Origin of the sequence: Streptomyces sp. col6 (assembly GCF_008042035.1) — a bacterium.
Taxonomy (GTDB): domain Bacteria; phylum Actinomycetota; class Actinomycetes; order Streptomycetales; family Streptomycetaceae; genus Streptomyces.
The window spans coordinates 868566-886753 of sequence record NZ_RDBL01000013.1 but is presented as its reverse complement, the minus strand read 5'-3'; the positions used below and the strand labels follow the sequence as shown (position 1 = coordinate 886753).

Sequence of the window (18188 nt, the reverse complement as noted above, 5' to 3'; positions counted from 1 at the left end):
GATGTCAGGAGGCGGCGGAGGCCGTGCGCTCCTCGACGGTCAGCTTGATGACCGTGGTCGCGCCGCCCTCGGTGGTGAGGCGCAGCTTGTACGTACCGGCCGGGCCGTCGGCGTAGAACTTCGGGAGTTTCAGCTTCCCGTCGGCGTCGGTGGTCAGCACGATGCTGCGGACGGGGTCACCGGCGTCGTTCGTGCAGTACGGGCCCTTGTCGTTCTCGACCGGTACGAGACCGTCGGTGATCATGGTGGCGGTGACGGCGACCTTGGCGGCGGCCTTGCCCTTGTAGGTGGCGGCGACCGTGATGTCGTCGAAGGTCTGGCCCGCGACGGCGCTCAGCTCGGTGGTGCCGGTCCGGGCGATGGCGTCGGCCTGGCGGGCGGTGACGGTCGCCTTGAAGCTCGTGGCGACCGAGGTGCCCTCGACGGTGGCCCGCACGGTGAACTCGCCGGTCTTCTCGCCCGCGCGGAGGAGCGGGGAGGACGCCTTGCCGTCGGCCCCGGTCTGGAGCGTGACGGACGTGAAGCCGCCGTCGAACACGGTGTCGGTGTCACCGCTGAGGGTGAAGGTCACCTTCGCCTTGGCGACGGGGGCGCCGAGGCCGTCGCGCGCCCGCACCTGGACCCGCCCGTCGAACGTGTCGCCGGCGGTGGCGATCAGGGTGCCGGTGCCGTCGTTCTGCAGTGCGGTCACGGACTTGGACGGGCTGGGCGCCGGAGTCGGGGTGTGCGTCGGCGGCTTGCCGAGGTCGCCCGGCTTGGACGGCTCGGCACTCGGGTCGGACGGCTTCGTGGGCTTCTTCGAACCGCCCGGCTTCGGGGTCTTCGACGGCGAGGGCGTCGGGGACGGCGTCGTCGAGGGGCCGCCGCTCGGGCTGCCGCCCGGGTTCCGGCTGGTCGGGCCGGTCGGCAGGGCGCCGGTGCCGTCGGGGACCTCGTGCGTGCCGCGGTTGTAGTACGAGAACCAGGAGCGGACCGTACGCAGATACACGTCGGAGTGGTTGTAGCTGAGGACCGCCCGGTCCAGGTCGGTGGCGGTCGACAGGTCGCGGGAGCCGGCGCAGAGGTAGCGGCCGGCGGCGAGCGCGGCGTCGTAGACGTTGTTGGGGTCCTTGCGGCCGTCGCCGTTGCCGTCCTGGCCCCAGGTCGCCCAGGTGGACGGGATGAACTGCATCGGGCCGACCGCGCGGTCGTGCGTCCGGTCCCCGTCGTAGGCGCCGTTGTCGGTGTCCTTGATCAGCGCGAAGCCGTTGCCGTCGAGGGCGGGGCCGAGGATCGGGGTGAGCGTGGTGCCCTGCGCGTCGACCCGGCCGCCCCGGGCCTGCCCGGACTCGACCTTGCCGATCGCGGCGAGCAGCTGCCACGGCAGCCGGCAGGCGGCGTCCGTGCCCGCGACGGTCTCCTGGGCCTTCTTGTACGCCGCAAGGACGGAGGCGGGTATGCCCGACTCGGCACTGCCCGTCACCGGAAGATTGGAGGAACTGCCGGGCTTGTCCGGCGTGTTGAGCGGGGGCAGGTCCGTGTAGTACGGCGAGTCACCGGAGACACCGCCGCCACCGCCGCCCTGTTCGGCGGGTGTCGCCGCACCGGCGGACGAGTGGTCGCCGTCCGCCGCGACCAGCGGGGACCCCGGGGCCTGCGAGGCGGAGAGTGCCGCCACGGCGGCGGCTGCCACGGCGGTGGTGGCCGCCCCTCTGTACAGTCGGCGACCGAATTGCGCTGCCATGACGTGTGGGCCCTCCCCCTCGTCGCTGTCGGCGCTCCCCTGCGCCTGGACTCAGGCGACCCTACGGCAACTCTTCCGGCCCGCACACAGCGGACGGGCCGGTTCTTACCGCTTTCTCACCTTCCTGAACACAAGTTGTCCACGTGCGGACATCCTTGTGACGGACCTTCCTGCCCCCCGGGCCACCCCGCTCCTGCCCCGCCGGGTCACGCATACTGCCCGCATGCCCTTCACGCTCAGCCACGCCGCCGCCGTGCTCCCCGGGATACGGCGCGACGGCTCGGGCCGCGGCCCGCTGCTCGCCTCGGCCCTCGTCGCCGGGTCGTTCGCCCCCGACCTGACCTACTTCGCGGACTCGGTGATTCCGGGCGCGATGGAGTTCGGCGAGGTCACCCACGCGGTGTGGGGCGTGTTCACCGTGGATGTCCTCATCACGGCCGTGGCCCTCGCGCTGTGGCTGCTGCTGCGCGACCCCGTGGTGGCGCTGCTGCCGGAGCGGTGGCGGGGGCGCGTGCACACCTGGCTGGGCGGCGCGAGGCCCGCAACGGGCCCCGGACGGCGGGCACTTCGTGTGCGGGACGGCGCGTGGTTCGCGGTGTCGGCGGCCCTCGGCTCCGCCAGCCATGTGGTGTGGGACGCCTTCACGCACCACGACCGCTGGGGTGTGCGGCTGGTGCCGGGACTCGACGGCAGCGTGGGCGGGCTCCCCGTCTTCACCCTCGTCCAGTACGGCACTTCGGCCCCGGCCCTGCTGCTGCTCGCCTGGTTCGCGGTGTCGGGGCTGCGGCGGACCGGGGAGCGGCCCGTGCCCCCGGCCGTACCGGTCCTGGACCCGCGCACCCGGCGATGGGCGCTCGCCGCCATCGGGCTGTGCGTCCTGCTGGGCATCGCCCACCGGTGCGCCCGCTGGTACGCCTACTTCGGGCACATCGACACGCCGCTCGACATCATCCCGACGGCCTGCTTCGGCGCGGGCGCAGGCCTCGCGGCCGGGCTCCTGCTGTACGCGGCGGCGGTGCGGCTCGCCCCCGTACGCCGGGACGCGGCCGGCACCGGCCGGGGCCTGTCCGAAGAACCGGGCCCCGGCCGGAAGCGGTCAGTGGGCCGCTGACTCCCAGTCGCCGCCGACGCCGACCGACACGTCCAGCGGGGCCCGCAGCCGCACCGCTGTGGACATCTCGTGGCGCAGGATGCCCTCGACCCGCTCCCGCTCGCCCTCGGCGATCTCCAGCACGATTTCGTCGTGCACCTGGAGCAGCATCCGCGACTTCAGCTCCGCCTCGCGCAGCGCCCGGTCGACGTGGAGCATGGCGACCTTGACGATGTCCGCGGCGGTGCCCTGGATCGGGGCGTTCAGCGCCATCCGCTCGGCGGTCTCGCGGCGCTGGCGGTTGTCGCTGTTCAGGTCGGGGAGGTAGCGGCGGCGGCCGAAGACCGTCTCCGTGTACCCGGTGGCCCTGGCCTCCTCCACCACACGGTGCAGATAGTCCCGGACCCCGCCGAACCGCTCGAAGTAGGTGTCCATCAGGCCCCGGGCCTCACCCGCCTCGATGTTCAGCTGCTGGGAGAGGCCGAACGCGGAGAGACCGTACGCCAAGCCGTAGCTCATGGCCTTGATCTTGCGCCGCATCTCCGGGTCGACCGCCGTCTTCTCCACGCCGAAGACCTGCGAGGCGACCGTGGTGTGCAGGTCCTCGCCGGAGGTGAACGCCTCGATCAGGCCCGCGTCCTCGGAGAGGTGGGCCATCACCCGCAGTTCGATCTGGCTGTAGTCCGCCGTCATCAGCGTCTCGAAACCCTCGCCGACGACGAAGCCGCGGCGGATCGCCCGGCCCTCGTCCGTGCGGACGGGGATGTTCTGCAGATTCGGGTCCGTGGACGAGAGCCGGCCGGTCGCCGCCACCGTCTGGTTGAACGTGGTGTGGATACGGCCGTCCGCCGCGATCGACTTCACCAGGCCCTCGACCGTCACCCGCAGCTTCGCCTGCTCGCGGTGGCGAAGCATGAGGACGGGCAGCTCGTGCTCCGTCTGGCCCGCCAGCCAGGCCAGCGCGTCCGCGTCCGTCGTGTACCCGGTCTTGGTCTTCTTCGTCTTCGGCAGGCCCAGCTCCCCGAACAGGACCTCCTGGAGCTGCTTGGGCGAACCGAGGTTGAACTCCCGGCCCACCGACGCGTGCGCCTCCTTCACCGCCTGCTGGACGGCTCCGGCGAACTGCTGCTCCATGCCCTCCAGATGGGCCCGGTCCGCCGCGATGCCGTGCCGCTCCAGGCGGGCCAGCAGGATCGACGTCGGCAGCTCCATGTCGTGCAGCAGCTCGGCCGCGCCGACCTCCTTCAGCCGCTCCGTGAACGCGTCACCCAGGTCCAGGACCGCGCGGGCCTGCGCCATCAGCGCGTCGGCCTCCGCCCGGTCGTCCGCGCCGAAGGCCAGCTGACCGTCGGCCGCCGCGGCCGGGGCCAGCTCCCGGCCCAGGTACTCCACGGCCAGGGCGTCCAGCGCGAAGGAGCGCCGGCCGGGCTTCACCAGGTACGCCGCGAGCGCGGTGTCCATCGTGACGCCTTCGAGGTGCCAGCCGTGCTCCGGGAACACCCGCATCGCGCTCTTCGCGTTGTGCATGACCTTGGGCCGGGCCGGGTCCGCCACCCACGCGGCGAACGCCTCCTCGTCGGCCTGGTCCAGCTGCGCCGGGTCCAGCCAGGCGGCGGAGCCGTCGGCGGCGGCCAGCGCGACCTCGGTGACCGTGCCGACGCCGAGCGACCAGGAGTCGACCGTCATGACGCCCAGCGGCTGCGCGCCGTGCTCCTCCAGCCACGGGCCGACCTCGCCGGTGGATAGCACGGCCCCGTCCAGCTCGATCCCGGCGGCAGGGGCGGGCGGCTCGGCCTCCGCGGCCCCCGGGTCGACCGCGAGCAGCCGCTCGCGCAGGCTCGGATTGCGGATCTCCAGTATGTCGAGGATGCCCGTGACCGCCGTACGGTCGTAGGGGGCGCGCTCCAGCTCGGCCGGGGTCTTCGGCAGCTCCACGTCCCGGACCATCTCGGTCAGCACGCGGTTCATCTTCACCGCTTCCAGGTGGTCGCGGAGGTTCTGCCCGGCGACACCCTTGACCTCGTCGGCGCGCGCGATCAGCTCGTCGAACGTGCCGAACTGGTTGATCCACTTCGCGGCGGTCTTCTCACCGACCTTGGGGATGCTCGGAAGGTTGTCCGACGGGTCACCGCGCAGCGCCGCGAAGTCCGGATACTGCCGGGGGGTGAGGCCGTACTTCTCGACGACCTTCTCCGGCGTGAACCGGGTCAGCTCGGAGACGCCCTTCGTGGGGTACAGCACGGTCACGTTGTCCGTGATCAGCTGGAACGAGTCGCGGTCGCCGGTGACGATCAGGACCTCGAATCCGGCCGCCTCGGCCTGCGTGGCCAGCGTGGCGATGACGTCGTCCGCCTCGAAGCCCTCGACCGCGAACCGGTCCGCGTGCATCGCGTCCAGCAGCTCGCCGATCAGCTCGACCTGGCCCTTGAACTCGTCGGGGGTCTTCGACCGGTTCGCCTTGTACTCCGGGAACTCCTGCGCACGCCATGTCTTGCGGGACACGTCGAACGCCACCGCGAAGTGCGTCGGCGCCTCGTCACGCAGGGTGTTCGCCAGCATCGACATGAAGCCGTACACGGCATTCGTCGGCTGGCCCACCGCCGTCGTGAAATTCTCCGCGGGCAGGGCGAAGAACGCCCGGTACGCCAGGGAGTGCCCGTCCATGAGGAGCAGGCGCGGTCGGTTGTCTGCCGTCTTCTTCGATGCCGTCTCAGCCACACCCCGATCCTGCCACGTACCACTGACAATCCGGACCGGCCACCGCGCGCGACGCCGGACAGGCCCTGACCCGGCACCCCGCCCGCCCCGCGTGCCAGGATCGAAGGGAGAAGGAAACACACACGGCGGACCCGCGAGGCACCTCCCGGGGACCCGCAGCAGGCTCGAAGGGGAGCACCATGGCCAGCAAGCCGCCCACCGGAGACCCCGTCCAGGACGCCCCCCGGGTCGGACCGGCCCAGCACTCCGCCGCCGGGCTGCCCGCCGTCGCCCACAGCCTGCGCGTCGCCCAGCAGCAGATGGGTCTGCGCCGCACCGCGCAGACCCTCCTCAAGGTCAACCAGAAGGACGGCTTCGACTGCCCCGGCTGCGCCTGGCCCGAGGGCGACAAGCGGCACACCGCCGAGTTCTGCGAGAACGGCGCGAAGGCCGTCGCCGAGGAGGCCACGCTGCGCCGGGTGGCCCCGGACTTCTTCGCCGCGCACCCCGTCTCCGACCTCGCCGGGCGCAGCGGCTACTGGCTCGGCCAGCAGGGCCGCATCACCCAGCCCGTGTACCTGCCCGAGGGCGCCGACCGGTACGAGGCGGTGACCTGGGAACGCGCCTTCGCGATCATCGCCGAGGAGCTCGGCTCGCTCGCCTCCCCCGACGAGGCCGTCTTCTACACCTCGGGGCGCACCAGCAACGAGGCCGCGTTCCTCCTCCAGCTCTTCGCCCGCGAATTCGGCACCAACAACCTGCCCGACTGCTCCAACATGTGCCACGAGTCCTCGGGCTCCGCGCTCACCGAGACCATCGGCGTCGGCAAGGGCTCGGTGTCCCTGGAGGACCTGCACCACGCCGACCTGATCATCATCGCCGGCCAGAACCCCGGCACCAACCACCCCCGGATGCTCTCCGCCCTGGAAGAGGCCAAGGCCGCCGGCGCGAAGATCATCTCGGTGAACCCGCTGCCCGAGGCCGGCCTCGAACGCTTCAAGAACCCGCAGACCCCGCGCGGCCTGCTCAAGGGCGCACCGCTGAACGACCTGTTCCTCCAGATCCGCATCGGCGGCGACCAAGCCCTCTTCCGCCTCCTGAACAAACTGATCCTGGAGACCGAAGGCGCCGTCGACAAGACGTTCGTCGCCGAACACACCCACGGCTACGAGGAGTTCGCAGCGGCCGCCGCCGAGGCCGACTGGGACGAGACGCTCGCCGCGACCGGACTCGACCGCGCCGCCATCGAACAGGCCCTCGCCATGGTCCTCGCCTCGCAGCGCACCGTCGTCTGCTGGGCCATGGGCCTCACCCAGCACAAGCACTCCGTGCCCACCATCCGCGAGGTCGTCAACTTCCTCCTGCTGCGCGGCAACATCGGCCGCCCCGGCGCCGGCGTCTGCCCCGTGCGCGGCCACTCCAACGTCCAGGGCGACCGCACCATGGGCATCTTCGAACGCCCCGCACCCGCCTTCCTCGACGCCCTCGACAAGGAATTCGGGATCACCTCACCCCGCCACCACGGCTACGACGTCGTCCGCGCCATCCGCGCCCTGCGCGACGGCGACGCCAAGGTCTTCCTCGCCATGGGCGGCAACTTCGTCGCCGCCACCCCCGACACCGACGTCACCGAGGCCGCCATGCGCAACGCGCGCCTCACCGTCCACGTCTCCACCAAGCTCAACCGCTCCCACGCCGTCACCGGCGCCCGCGCCCTGATCCTGCCCACCCTCGGCCGCACCGACAAGGACGTCCAGGCGGGCGGCAAGCAGTTCGTCACCGTCGAGGACTCCATGAGCAAGGTCCACGCCTCACGCGGCAACCTCACCCCCGCGAGCCCCCACCTGCTCTCCGAACCCGCCATCGTCGCCCGCCTCGCCCGCGCCGTCCTCGGACCGGAATCCGCCACGCCCTGGGAGGAGTTCGAGAAGGACTACGCCACGATCCGCGACCGCATCTCCCGCGTCGTCCCCGGCTTCGAGAACTTCAACGCGCGCGTCGCCCACCCCGGCGGCTTCACCCTCCCGCACGGCCCCCGCGACTCCCGGCGCTTCCCCACCGCCACCGGCAAGGCCAACTTCACCGCCGCGCCGGTCGAATTCCCCGAGCTGCCCGCGGGCCGGCTGCTGCTCCAGACCCTGCGCTCCCACGACCAGTACAACACCACGATCTACGGCCTCGACGACCGCTACCGGGGCATCAGGGGCGGCCGCCGCGTCGTCCTCGTACACCCCGACGACGCCACCGCGCTCGGCCTCCCCGACGGCTCCTACACCGACCTCGTCAGCGAGTGGAAGGACGGCGTCGAGCGCCGCGCCCCCGGCTTCCGCGTCGTCCACTACCCCACCGCCCGGGGCTGCGCCGCCGCCTACTACCCCGAGACCAACGTGCTGGTCCCCCTCGACTCCACCGCCGACACCAGCAACACCCCCGCCTCCAAGTCCGTCGTGGTGCGCTTCGAGCCGGTGGACTAAGCGCTCGCTCAGCCGTCTGATATGAACGACGCACACGAGCACCACACCGAGACGAAAGGCGGACCCATGGGCGAGCACACCGCACCCACGTTCCCCCAGGAGATCATCGACGAGTACGCCGCACTCGGCGTCGACCTGCCCGCCCTCTTCTCCGCCGGCCACCTCGGGGAACGCATGGGCGTCCGCATCCTCGAAGCCTCCGCCGAGCGCGTCGTCGGCACCATGCCCGTCGAGGGCAACACCCAGCCCTACGGCCTCCTGCACGGCGGCGCCTCCGCCGTCCTCGCCGAGACCCTCGGCTCCGTCGGCTCCATGCTGCACGGCGGCCCCTCCAAGGTCGCCGTGGGCGTCGACCTGAACTGCACCCATCACCGAGGGGTACGAAGCGGCCTCATCACAGGCGTCGCCACCCCCGTACACCGCGGCCGCTCCACCGCCACGTACGAGATCGTCCTCACCGACGAGCACGACAAGCGGGTCTGCACCGCCCGCCTCACCTGCCTCCTGCGCGACGCCCCCGCACCCGAAGCCGCCTGACCCCGCACCACACCCCATCACCCCTGCCCGGCCGTCACCCAAAACGGCCGGGCAGTGGCATATCCGGGCACAACCACCGCCGCGATCAAGGAAATTGACCGCCACACGGCATCAACCCCCTTGACCCCGCACCGTGTTCCATGGCCCACTCAGTCGCCACACCTCACCCGCCCCTGATGCCCCGGTAGCGGTCGTCGAGGCCGTAGATCGTGGTGTTGTACTGGTCGTGGGAGCGCAGGGTCTGGAGCAGCAGCCGGCCCGCGGGCAGCTCGGGGAATTCGACCCGCACGCCCCCACCGGGCCCCCGCCGGGCGACAGCACCAAGATCACCTCAAGCCCCTTAGCAGAGCTGCGCGTTCTCACATTGCGGTCACTTCACGGTCCGGTAAAAAGCCGTACATGTCCGCCCAGCCACCTCAAGCCTTGCTCAAGGGCATAACAAGACAGTCACATCCTTGCCCGGCACCGCTCCCGACCCCCACCACTGCCCTTAGAGTCACGGCCAGTCACCGCGCCGCCGGGCGCGTCTGCTGCACGGCCCTGTACCAACCCAGTACGGCCCGGCGAACGACACGGCACCTCAAGCGAGGAGGCCGCGCCAGGGAAAGGACCTTTCGTGCGACACCGTTCTTTGCTCATCCTCACCACAGTGCTCACCACCGGTGCACTGACGCTCACCGCCTGCGGGTCGCGCGACGACGACAACAAGAGCGACGGCAACAGCGGCAGCGGCAACACGACCGTCGTCATCGGCGTCGACGCACCGCTCACCGGTGACCTCTCCGCCCTCGGCCTCGGCATCAAGAACTCCGCCGACCTCGCCGCCAAAACGGCGAACAAGGACAAGACCGTCCCCGGCATCACCTTCGAGGTCCAGCCGCTCGACGACCAGGCCCAGCCCTCCGTCGGCCAGCAGAACGCCACGAAGTTCATCGACAACAAGAAGGTCGTCGGTGTCGTCGGCCCGCTGAACTCCGGCGTCGCCCAGTCGATGCAGAAGCCGCTCAACGACGCCGGCCTCACCCAGGTCTCCCCCGCCAACACCGGCACCGAGCTGACCCAGGGCGACAACTGGAAGACCGGCGACAAGAAGCGCCCCTTCAAGACCTACTTCCGCACCGCCACCACGGACCAGATCCAGGGCGCCTTCGCCGCGAAGTACCTGTACAACAACGCGAAGATCAAGCAGGTCTACCTCATCGACGACCAGAAGCCCTACGGCGCCGGTCTCGCGGCCTCCTTCAAGGCCACCTTCACCGACCTCGGCGGCAAGATCGTCGGCTCCGACCACGTCAACCCCGACGACCGCGACTTCAACGCCGTCGTCACCAAGGTCAAGAAGTCCGGCGCCAAGGCCGTCTACTACGGCGGCGAGTACCCCGCCGGCGCCCCCCTGAGCCAGCAGCTCAAGGACAGCGTCAAGATCCCGCTCATGGGCGGCGACGGCATGTACAGCGCCGACTTCATCAAGCTCAACAAGAAGGCCCAGGGCGACATCGCCACCTCCGTCGGCAAGCCCGTCGAGGAACTCGACTCCGCCAAGAAGTTCATCGCGGACTACAAGACGGCCGGCTACAAGGACGCCTACGAGGCCTACGGGGGCGGCACCTACGACGCCACCTGGGCCATCATCGAGGCCGTCAAGCTCGCCGTCGCCGACAACGACGGCAAGCTCCCCGACGACGCCCGCGCCAAGGTGCTCGACGCCATGAGCAAGGTCAAGTTCGACGGCGTCACCGGCCCGGTCTCCTTCGACGAGTTCGGCGACACCACCAACACCATGATGACCGCCTACCAGGTCGACGGCGGCAAGTGGGTCTCCAAGCTCAGCGAGGCCTACAAGCCGTAACCCGCTCCCGGGCCACACCCGAACGACCCCAGACCGCGCGGGAGCGCTACGAGCACTCCCGCGCGGTGCCATATCCGAACCACTCCACGGAGGCCCTGCGGTGCACGAACTGCCGCAACAGCTGGCCAATGGACTCATCCTCGGCGCGATGTACGGACTCATCGCGATCGGCTACACGATGGTCTACGGAATCATCCAGCTCATCAACTTCGCCCACGGCGAGATCTTCATGATCGGAGGCTTCGGAGCTCTCACCGTGTACCTCTGGATGCCGGCCGGCTCCAACCTCCTCGCAATCGTCCCCCTCATGATCATCGGCGGCGTCATATGCTCCGTCGCCATCAGCGTCGCCGCCGAACGCTTCGCCTACCGGCCGCTGCGCAACGCCCCCCGGCTCGCCCCGCTGATCACCGCGATCGGACTCTCCCTCGCACTCCAGCAGGCCATCTGGAAGTGGTACCCCGACGCCACGAAGGACCACCCCTTCCCGCAGTTCAAGGGCGATGCCTTCGACATCTTCGGCGCCCACGTCCAGCGCGGTGACCTCTTCGTCCTCATCGCCGCCCCCGTCTGCATGATCGCCCTCGGGCTCTTCGTCTCCAAGACCCGCTCCGGCCGCGGCATGCAGGCCACCTCGCAGGACCCCGACACCGCCAAGCTCATGGGCATCAACACCGACCGCATCATCGTCATGGCCTTCGCCATCGGTGCCGCGTTCGCCGCCGTCGCCGCCGTCGCCTACGGGCTCAAGAACGGCCAGATCGGCTTCCGCATGGGCTTCCTCATGGGCCTCAAAGCCTTCACCGCCGCCGTCCTCGGCGGCATCGGCAACATCTACGGCGCCATGCTCGGCGGAGTCGTCCTCGGCGTCGCCGAATCCCTCGCCACCGGCTACATGAGCGACGTCCCCGGCATGGACCTCTTCGGCGGCGGCGCCTGGAAGGACGTTTGGGCCTTCGTCCTCCTCATCGTCGTCCTGCTGCTGCGGCCACAAGGCCTGCTCGGCGAACGCGGCACCGATGGCGAAGGCCATGACGATGATGCGGTCGGTGTTGATGCCCATGAGCTTGGCGGTGTCGGGGTCCTGCGAGGTGGCCTGCATGCCGCGGCCGGAGCGGGTCTTGGAGACGAAGAGCCCGAGGGCGATCATGCAGACGGGGGCGGCCACCCTGCTCTTCGCCCTCACCGGCTACGGCATCCCCGGACTGCGCTGGCTCACCCCCGCCGGCACCAACAGCCCCGTCCGCCTCCTGGCCCTCGCCACCCTCGGCACCACCGGCTACGCCATGGGCGCCATCTCCTACGAGCTCGGCGGCGTCGTCAACCTCGAACCCGGAGCCTGGGTCAGCGGCATCGGCGCCCTCGTCGCCGTCATCGCCTCCCTCGCCCTCCCCTACGACGTCCCCCTCACCACCGACGGCCCCGCGCCGAACGGCTGGCAGCGCTTCCGCAACAGCCTCGCCGCACCCTCCGCACCCCGCGCCAAGGCCCTCCCGGCCTGGGCCGAGATCATCATCATCGCCGTCGCCTTCGGCCTCGCGCTGTACGTCTTCACCTACGGCATCGACATCCCCACCGAGGACTCCGAACAGTTCATCGGCTTCCTCATCACCGCGGGCTTCGCCTTCACCGCACTCACCCGAGCCGGCCTCATCGGCCGCCTCACCGCGCTGACCGGCAAACACCGCAACGTCACCCTCGCCGCCGCCCTGGTCGCAGCACTCTGCTTCCCCTTCACCCAGGACACCGCCGAGTACGCCCTCATCGGCGTCAACATCCTCATCTTCGCCACCGTCGCACTCGGCCTCAACGTCGTCGTCGGCCTCGCCGGCCTCCTCGACCTCGGCTACGTCGCCTTCCTCGGAGTCGGCGCCTACACCGCCGCCCTCGTCTCCGGCGCACCCCTCTCCGCGATCGGCGTCAAATTCCCCTTCTGGGCCGCCGTCCTCACCGGAGCCGTCGTCTCCCTGATCTTCGGCGTCCTCATCGGCGCCCCGACCCTGCGGCTGCGCGGCGACTACCTCGCCATCGTCACCCTCGGCTTCGGAGAGATCTTCCGCGTCACCGTCAACAACCTCAACGGCAACAGCGGCCCCGACCTCACCAACGGCTCCCAGGGCATCCCGAGCATCCCCGACCTCAACCTCCTCGGGATCGACTTCGGACTCAGCCACGACGTCGGACCCTTCACCCTCAGCAGGCCGGCCAACTACTACCTGCTGATGCTCGTCGTCACCGCCGTCGTCGTCCTCGTCTTCCGCCGCTCCGGAGAATCCCGCATCGGCCGCGCCTGGGTCGCCATCCGCGAGGACGAAACCGCCGCCACCGCCATGGGCATCAACGCCTTCCGGCTCAAGCTGCTCGCCTTCGCCCTCGGCGCCACGCTGGCCGGCCTCGCCGGCACCGTACAGGCACACGTCAACTACACCGTGACGCCCGAGCAGTACCAGTTCGCCGGCTCCGTACCCCCGAACTCCGCGTTCCTCCTCGCCGCCGTCATCCTCGGCGGCATGGGAACCCTCAGCGGACCCTTCGTCGGCGCCGCACTGCTCTACCTCATCCCGGCCAAGCTGCAGTTCATGCAGGACTACCAGCTCTTCCTCTTCGGCATCGCGCTCGTCCTCCTGATGCGCTTCCGCCCCGAAGGCCTGGTCGCCGACCGCAGGAAGCAGCTCGAATTCCACGAGAACGACCAGCTCGACGTGCCCACACCCCGGAAGTCCGACGAAACGGACGCCGGCATCGCCAAGGCGGGGGCGTAACACCATGACCACCACCACGAAAACCGCCACCGGGACCACCGTCCTGGACGCCAGCGGAGTCACCATGCGCTTCGGCGGCCTCACCGCCGTCCGCAACGTCGACCTCCAGGTCAACGCAGGCGAAATCGTCGGCCTCATCGGCCCCAACGGCGCCGGCAAGACCACCTTCTTCAACTGCCTCACCGGCCTCTACGTCCCCACCGAGGGCAAGGTCAGCTACAAGGGCACCGTCCTGCCCCCCAAGCCCCACCTCGTCACCAAGGCCGGCATCGCCCGCACCTTCCAGAACATCCGGCTCTTCGCCAACATGACCGTCCTGGAAAACGTCCTCGTCGGACGCCACACCAGGACCAAGGAAGGCCTCTGGTCCGCTCTCCTGCGCCTCCCCGGCTACAGCAAGGCCGAAAACGCCAGCCGCGAACGCGCCATGGAACTCCTGGAGTTCATCGGCCTCCAGGACAAGGCCGACCACCTCGCGCGCAACCTCCCCTACGGAGACCAGCGCAAGCTGGAAATCGCCCGCGCACTCGCCAGCGACCCCGGACTCCTCCTCCTCGACGAGCCCACCGCCGGCATGAACCCCCAGGAAACCCGCGTCACCGAAGAACTCATCTTCGCCATCCGGGACCAGGGCATCGCCGTCCTCGTCATCGAGCACGACATGCGCTTCATCTTCAACCTCTGCGACCGCGTCGCCTGCCTCGTCCAGGGCGAAAAACTCGTCGAAGGCACCGCGTCCGAAGTCCAGAGCGACGAACGCGTCATCGCCGCCTACCTCGGCACCCCCTTCGAAGGCGCCCCCGGCGCCGACGAGGTCGCCGAGGTCGAGAAGGCGGAAGCGAGCGCCGCCACCACCACGCACACGGAAGAGGAGGACAACCGATGACCGCACTGCTGGAGGTCGAGGACCTCCGCGTCGCCTACGGCAAGATCGAAGCCGTCAAGGGCATCTCGTTCACCGTCGAGGCCGGCCAGGTGGTCACCCTCATCGGCACCAACGGCGCCGGCAAGACCACCACCCTGCGCACCCTCTCCGGGCTGCTCAAACCCCTCGCCGGACGCATCCTCTTCGAGGGCAAACCCCTCACCAACATCCCCGCACACAAGATCGTCTCCCTGGGCCTCGCCCACTCCCCCGAGGGCCGCCACATCTTCCCCCGGCTGACGATCGCCGAAAACCTCCTCCTCGGCGCCTACCTCCGCAACGACAAGGCCGGCATCGAGAAGGACGTCCAGCGCGCCTACGACCTCTTCCCCATCCTCGGGGAACGCCGCAAGCAGGCCGCCGGAACCCTCTCCGGCGGCGAGCAGCAGATGCTCGCCATGGGCAGGGCGATGATGTCCCAGCCCAAGCTGCTCATGCTCGACGAGCCCTCCATGGGCCTCTCCCCGATCATGATGCAGAAGATCATGGAGACCATCGTCGAACTCCGCGCCTCCGGCACGACGATCCTCCTGGTCGAGCAGAACGCCCAGGCCGCGCTGTCCCTCGCGGACCAGGGCCACGTCATGGAGATCGGCAAGATCGTCCTCTCCGGCACCGGAGCGGACCTCCTCCACGACGAGTCCGTCCGCAAGGCGTACCTCGGCGAGGACTGAGCGCTCACGCGCACGAGAAAGGCCCGCGCCTCGACGGCGCGGGCCTTTCCTCTGTTCTACGTGCCTACTCGGCGGCCTTCTTCTTCTCCTCGGCGTCCGCGATCAGCGCCTCCGCCAGCTGCTGCATCGACAGCCGACGGTCCATCGACGTCTTCTGGATCCACCGGAACGCCTCCGGCTCGGACAGCCCGTAGTCCGTCTGCAGAATGCTCTTCGCCCGGTCCACGAGCTTCCGCGTCTCCAGCCGCTGGGCGAGGTCCGCGACCTCGTTCTCCAGGGCCTTCAGCTCCGAGAACCGCGACACGGCCATCTCGATCGCCGGCACGACGTCGCTCTTGCTGAACGGCTTCACGAGGTACGCCATCGCCCCGGCGTCCCGGGCCCGCTCCACGAGGTCGCGCTGCGAGAACGCGGTGAGCATCAGGACCGGCGCGATGGACTCCTCGGCGATCTTCTCGGCGGCGGAGATCCCGTCGAGCACGGGCATCTTCACATCGAGGATGACCAGGTCCGGCTTGTGCTCCCGCGCCAGCTCGACGGCCTGCTGCCCGTCCCCGGCCTCCCCGACGACGGAGTAGCCCTCTTCTTCGAGCATCTCTTTGAGGTCGAGACGGATGAGCGCCTCGTCCTCGGCGATGACGACACGGGTCGTCAGCGGCGGGACGTGCGACTTGTCGTCGTCGGCGACGGGCTGGGGCGACTCGGGGGTGGTCACGGGGCTCCTTGTTCAGGGCATACGTCTCTCCAAGAGCGTACCTAGCTACGGTAAGGTGTAGCTACACGGGGCGCCGCTTGCCCTTACTTTCCAAGGCCCCAGTACTCCAACTGGTTAGAGAGGCCGCTCTCAAACAGCGGACAGTGTGGGTTCGAATCCCACCTGGGGCACTTTTCCTTCGATTCCAAGGTCGCATCAAAACGATCCGGATTCACGTGATCGTGTGACTTCCCTTCCGATTCCGCCAACGAGTCCGCAAAATTCTCCAAGCTCGTCCAGGTGTACGATCTTGAAACACGCAGGCACACACTGGCCCTCCTCGATCAGGGCCTCAGCCAGAATGCCGTGAGCAAGCAGACGGGCATTTCCAGAGCCGCCATCCGTTCCTGGCTCGTGCGGATAGAGCCTCTCGAATACGCACGCGGCCGGGACTGCCCCCGATGTGGCGATACGCCCAGGTCGCCCGAATCTCCGGCGGCATACTCGTATTTGCTCGGTCTCTACCTCGGCGACGGGTGCATCAGCGCGAACAAGCGTGGCGTGTACTCCCTGCGCATCGCATGCGCGGACGCCTGGCCAGGCCTCATCGATGCCTGCGTCGAAGCAGTGCAGATTGCGCGACCCGCCAACAAGGTATGCCTGGTGTCAAGTCCGGGCTGCCAGTACGTCACCTGCTTCAGCAAGCACTGGCCCTGCCTCTTCCCTCAGCATGGCCCCGGCAAGAAGCACGACCGCAAGATCGCACTGGCCGAGTGGCAACAGGCAATCGTCGACACCCACCCATGGGAATTCATCCGCGGCCTCATCCACTCCGACGGCTGCCGCATCACCAACTGGGCCACCCGCCTCGTCCGTGGTGAACGACGGCGCTACGAGTACCCGCGCTACTTCTTCACCAACCTGTCGGCTGACATCCTGAAGCTCTACACCGACACGCTCGACCGGCTCGGCGTCGAGTGGAAACACACCAACGGCAAGAACATCTCCGTCGCCCGACGGGCGTCCGTCGCTCTCATGGACGCTCACGTCGGGCCGAAATACTGAGCCGCCCTACTTCGGGCTGTCGTCCTCGCCGATGTGGTGGACGCGGACCAGGTTCGTCGAGCCGGCCACACCCGGCGGGGAGCCGGCCGTGATGACCACCACGTCGCCCTTCCGACAGCGGCCGATCTTCAGGAGTTCCTCGTCCACCTGGGCGACCATCGCGTCCGTGGAGTCCACGTGCGGGCCGAGGAAGGTCTCGACGCCCCAGGTCAGGTTGAGCTGGGAGCGGGTGGCCGGGTCCGGGGTGAAGGCCAGGAGCGGGATCGGGGAGCGGTAACGCGACAACCGCTTCACCGTGTCGCCGCTCTGGGTGAAGGCGACCAGGAACTTCGCGCCGAGGAAGTCGCCCATCTCCGCAGCAGCGCGGGCGACCGCGCCGCCCTGGGTGCGGGGCTTGTTGCGTTCGGTCAGCGGCGGGAGCCCCTTCGCGAGGATGTCCTCCTCGGCTGCCTCGACGATGCGGGACATCGTGCGGACCGTCTCGATCGCGTACTTGCCGACGCTGGTCTCGCCGGAGAGCATCACCGCGTCCGTGCCGTCGATGATCGCGTTCGCGACGTCGGAGGCCTCGGCGCGGGTGGGCCGGGAGTTGTCGATCATCGAGTCGAGCATCTGGGTCGCGACGATGACCGGCTTGGCGTTGCGCTTGGCGAGCTTGATCGCGCGCTTCTGGACGATCGGCACCTGCTCCAGCGGCATTTCGACGCCGAGGTCGCCGCGGGCGACCATGATGCCGTCGAAGGCGGCGACGATGTCCTCGATGTTCTCGACGGCCTGGGGCTTCTCGACCTTGGCGATGACGGGGAGGCGGCGACCCTCCTCGTCCATGACGCGGTGGACGTCCTCGATGTCGCGGCCGCTGCGGACGAAGGAGAGGGCGATGACGTCGGCGCCGGTGCGGATGGCCCAGCGGAGGTCGTCGATGTCCTTCTCGGAGAGCGCGGGAACGGAGACGGCGACGCCGGGGAGGTTGAGGCCCTTGTGGTCGGAGACCATGCCGCCCTCGACGACGGTGGTGCGGACGCGGGGGCCGTCGACCTCGATGACTTCGAGGGTGACGCGGCCGTCGTCGATCAGGATGCGTTCGCCGGGGGTGACGTCGGCGGCGAGGCCGCTGTAGGTCGTACCGCAGCCGTTGCGGTCGCCTTCCATGGGCTCGACGGTGATGGTGAAGTCGTCGCCGCGTTCAAGGAGTACGGGGCCTTCGCTGAAGCGTCCGAGGCGGATCTTCGGGCCTTGAAGGTCGGCGAGGATGCCCACGCTGCGGCGGGCCTCGTCGGATGCTTTGCGCACGCGGTGGTAGCGCTCTTCGTGTTCGGCGTAGGTGCCGTGGCTGAGGTTGAGGCGGGCGATGTCCATTCCCGCCTCGACGAGGGCCTTGATCTGGTCGTATGAGTCGGTTGCGGGTCCCAGGGTGCAAACGATTTTGGCTCGGCGCATGGTTCGAGCCTAGACCTTACCTATGGGTAGGTAATTGGCTCTGTATGACTGTCCAACCACCTTTGCATGAAGGGTTATTGACAAGTGTTGAATTGTGCGGCGGCGTGCTCGGATGAGCACGCGCCGGGGTGCCCGTGGGTGGGAATTCAGAGTTTCGGCGGGGTCATGGTGAAGCGGGCGTTCACCTGCGCGTAGACGGTCTGGCGCTGGGGTTCGAGGTCGACGGGGGGCGGCGGGGGCGCGCCGGCTCCGCCGCCC

The 18188-nt window shown here is 69.3% G+C and carries 13 protein-coding genes, 1 tRNA gene and 2 pseudogenes; 10 read left to right on the top strand and 6 right to left on the bottom strand.

Going from position 1 to position 18188, the window contains the following annotated elements; translation table 11 throughout:
* Positions 1-4: 4 nt before the first annotated feature.
* Positions 5-1723: a lytic murein transglycosylase gene (locus tag EAO73_RS20620; RefSeq protein ID WP_147972967.1), complete on the bottom strand. Its 1719-nt coding sequence runs from the start codon at positions 1721-1723 to the stop codon at positions 5-7.
* A 223-nt stretch (positions 1724-1946) separates the two neighbouring features.
* On the opposite strand from EAO73_RS20620, the gene EAO73_RS20615 reads away from it, so the two are divergent.
* Positions 1947-2834, top strand: coding sequence for a DUF4184 family protein (locus EAO73_RS20615; protein WP_147972966.1), 888 nt, complete (start codon positions 1947-1949; stop codon positions 2832-2834).
* Here EAO73_RS20615 and polA read toward each other — a convergent pair.
* Positions 2820-5531, bottom strand: coding sequence for a DNA polymerase I (gene polA, locus EAO73_RS20610; RefSeq protein WP_147972965.1), 2712 nt, complete (start codon positions 5529-5531; stop codon positions 2820-2822). The two genes, EAO73_RS20615 and polA, sit on opposite strands and share 15 nt — an antisense overlap.
* A gap of 179 nt (positions 5532-5710) precedes the next feature.
* Between polA and EAO73_RS20605 the strand changes: the two genes are divergently transcribed.
* Both EAO73_RS20605 and EAO73_RS20600 read left to right on the top strand, forming a co-directional pair.
* Complete coding sequence (locus EAO73_RS20605; RefSeq protein ID WP_147972964.1) at positions 5711-7984, top strand: FdhF/YdeP family oxidoreductase; 2274 nt, start codon at positions 5711-5713, stop codon at positions 7982-7984.
* 66 nt (positions 7985-8050) lie between these two features.
* Positions 8051-8521 (top strand): PaaI family thioesterase, encoded by a 471-nt coding sequence (locus EAO73_RS20600; protein ID WP_147973569.1) that lies wholly within the window; start codon positions 8051-8053, stop codon positions 8519-8521.
* 163 nt (positions 8522-8684) lie between these two features.
* Here EAO73_RS20600 and EAO73_RS37120 read toward each other — a convergent pair whose 3' ends face one another.
* Entirely contained in the window at positions 8685-8810 is a 126-nt protein-coding gene (locus tag EAO73_RS37120; protein ID WP_263576312.1) for a hypothetical protein, read from the bottom strand.
* A gap of 342 nt (positions 8811-9152) precedes the next feature.
* Between EAO73_RS37120 and EAO73_RS20595 the strand changes: the two genes are divergently transcribed.
* The 5 genes and pseudogenes from EAO73_RS20595 to EAO73_RS20570 all read left to right on the top strand — a co-directional run bounded on the left by EAO73_RS20595 (position 9153) and on the right by EAO73_RS20570 (position 14731).
* Positions 9153-10370, top strand: a complete 1218-nt coding sequence (locus tag EAO73_RS20595) for a branched-chain amino acid ABC transporter substrate-binding protein (protein WP_147973568.1) — start codon at positions 9153-9155, stop codon at positions 10368-10370.
* A gap of 100 nt (positions 10371-10470) precedes the next feature.
* Positions 10471-11391: pseudogene (locus tag EAO73_RS20590) on the top strand (branched-chain amino acid ABC transporter permease); the annotation flags it as partial.
* A 127-nt stretch (positions 11392-11518) separates the two neighbouring features.
* Entirely contained in the window at positions 11519-13132 is a 1614-nt protein-coding gene (locus EAO73_RS20580) for a branched-chain amino acid ABC transporter permease (protein ID WP_224756415.1), read from the top strand.
* Between the two features lie 4 nt (positions 13133-13136).
* On the top strand, positions 13137-14018 hold the full coding sequence (locus EAO73_RS20575; protein WP_147972963.1) for an ABC transporter ATP-binding protein: 882 nt from the start codon (positions 13137-13139) through the stop codon (positions 14016-14018).
* Positions 14015-14731 (top strand): ABC transporter ATP-binding protein, encoded by a 717-nt coding sequence (locus EAO73_RS20570; protein ID WP_147972962.1) that lies wholly within the window; start codon positions 14015-14017, stop codon positions 14729-14731. Before EAO73_RS20575 ends, EAO73_RS20570 begins: the two co-directional genes overlap by 4 nt.
* Positions 14732-14795: 64 nt before the next feature.
* Here EAO73_RS20570 and EAO73_RS20565 read toward each other — a convergent pair whose 3' ends face one another.
* Complete coding sequence (locus EAO73_RS20565) at positions 14796-15446, bottom strand: ANTAR domain-containing response regulator (protein ID WP_018518762.1); 651 nt, start codon at positions 15444-15446, stop codon at positions 14796-14798.
* Between the two features lie 95 nt (positions 15447-15541).
* Here EAO73_RS20565 and EAO73_RS20560 point away from each other — a divergent pair.
* Both EAO73_RS20560 and EAO73_RS20555 read left to right on the top strand, forming a co-directional pair.
* Positions 15542-15616, top strand: a tRNA-Leu gene (locus EAO73_RS20560).
* A gap of 109 nt (positions 15617-15725) precedes the next feature.
* On the top strand, positions 15726-16490 hold the full coding sequence (locus EAO73_RS20555) for a helix-turn-helix domain-containing protein (protein WP_147972961.1): 765 nt from the start codon (positions 15726-15728) through the stop codon (positions 16488-16490).
* A 6-nt stretch (positions 16491-16496) separates the two neighbouring features.
* Here the strand turns inward: EAO73_RS20555 and pyk are convergent, their stop codons facing one another.
* Together pyk and EAO73_RS20545 are read right to left on the bottom strand one after the other, a co-directional pair.
* Complete coding sequence (gene pyk / locus EAO73_RS20550; RefSeq protein ID WP_147972960.1) at positions 16497-17930, bottom strand: pyruvate kinase; 1434 nt, start codon at positions 17928-17930, stop codon at positions 16497-16499.
* Positions 17931-18076: 146 nt separating this feature from the next.
* Positions 18077-18188: pseudogene (locus tag EAO73_RS20545) on the bottom strand (hypothetical protein); the annotation flags it as partial.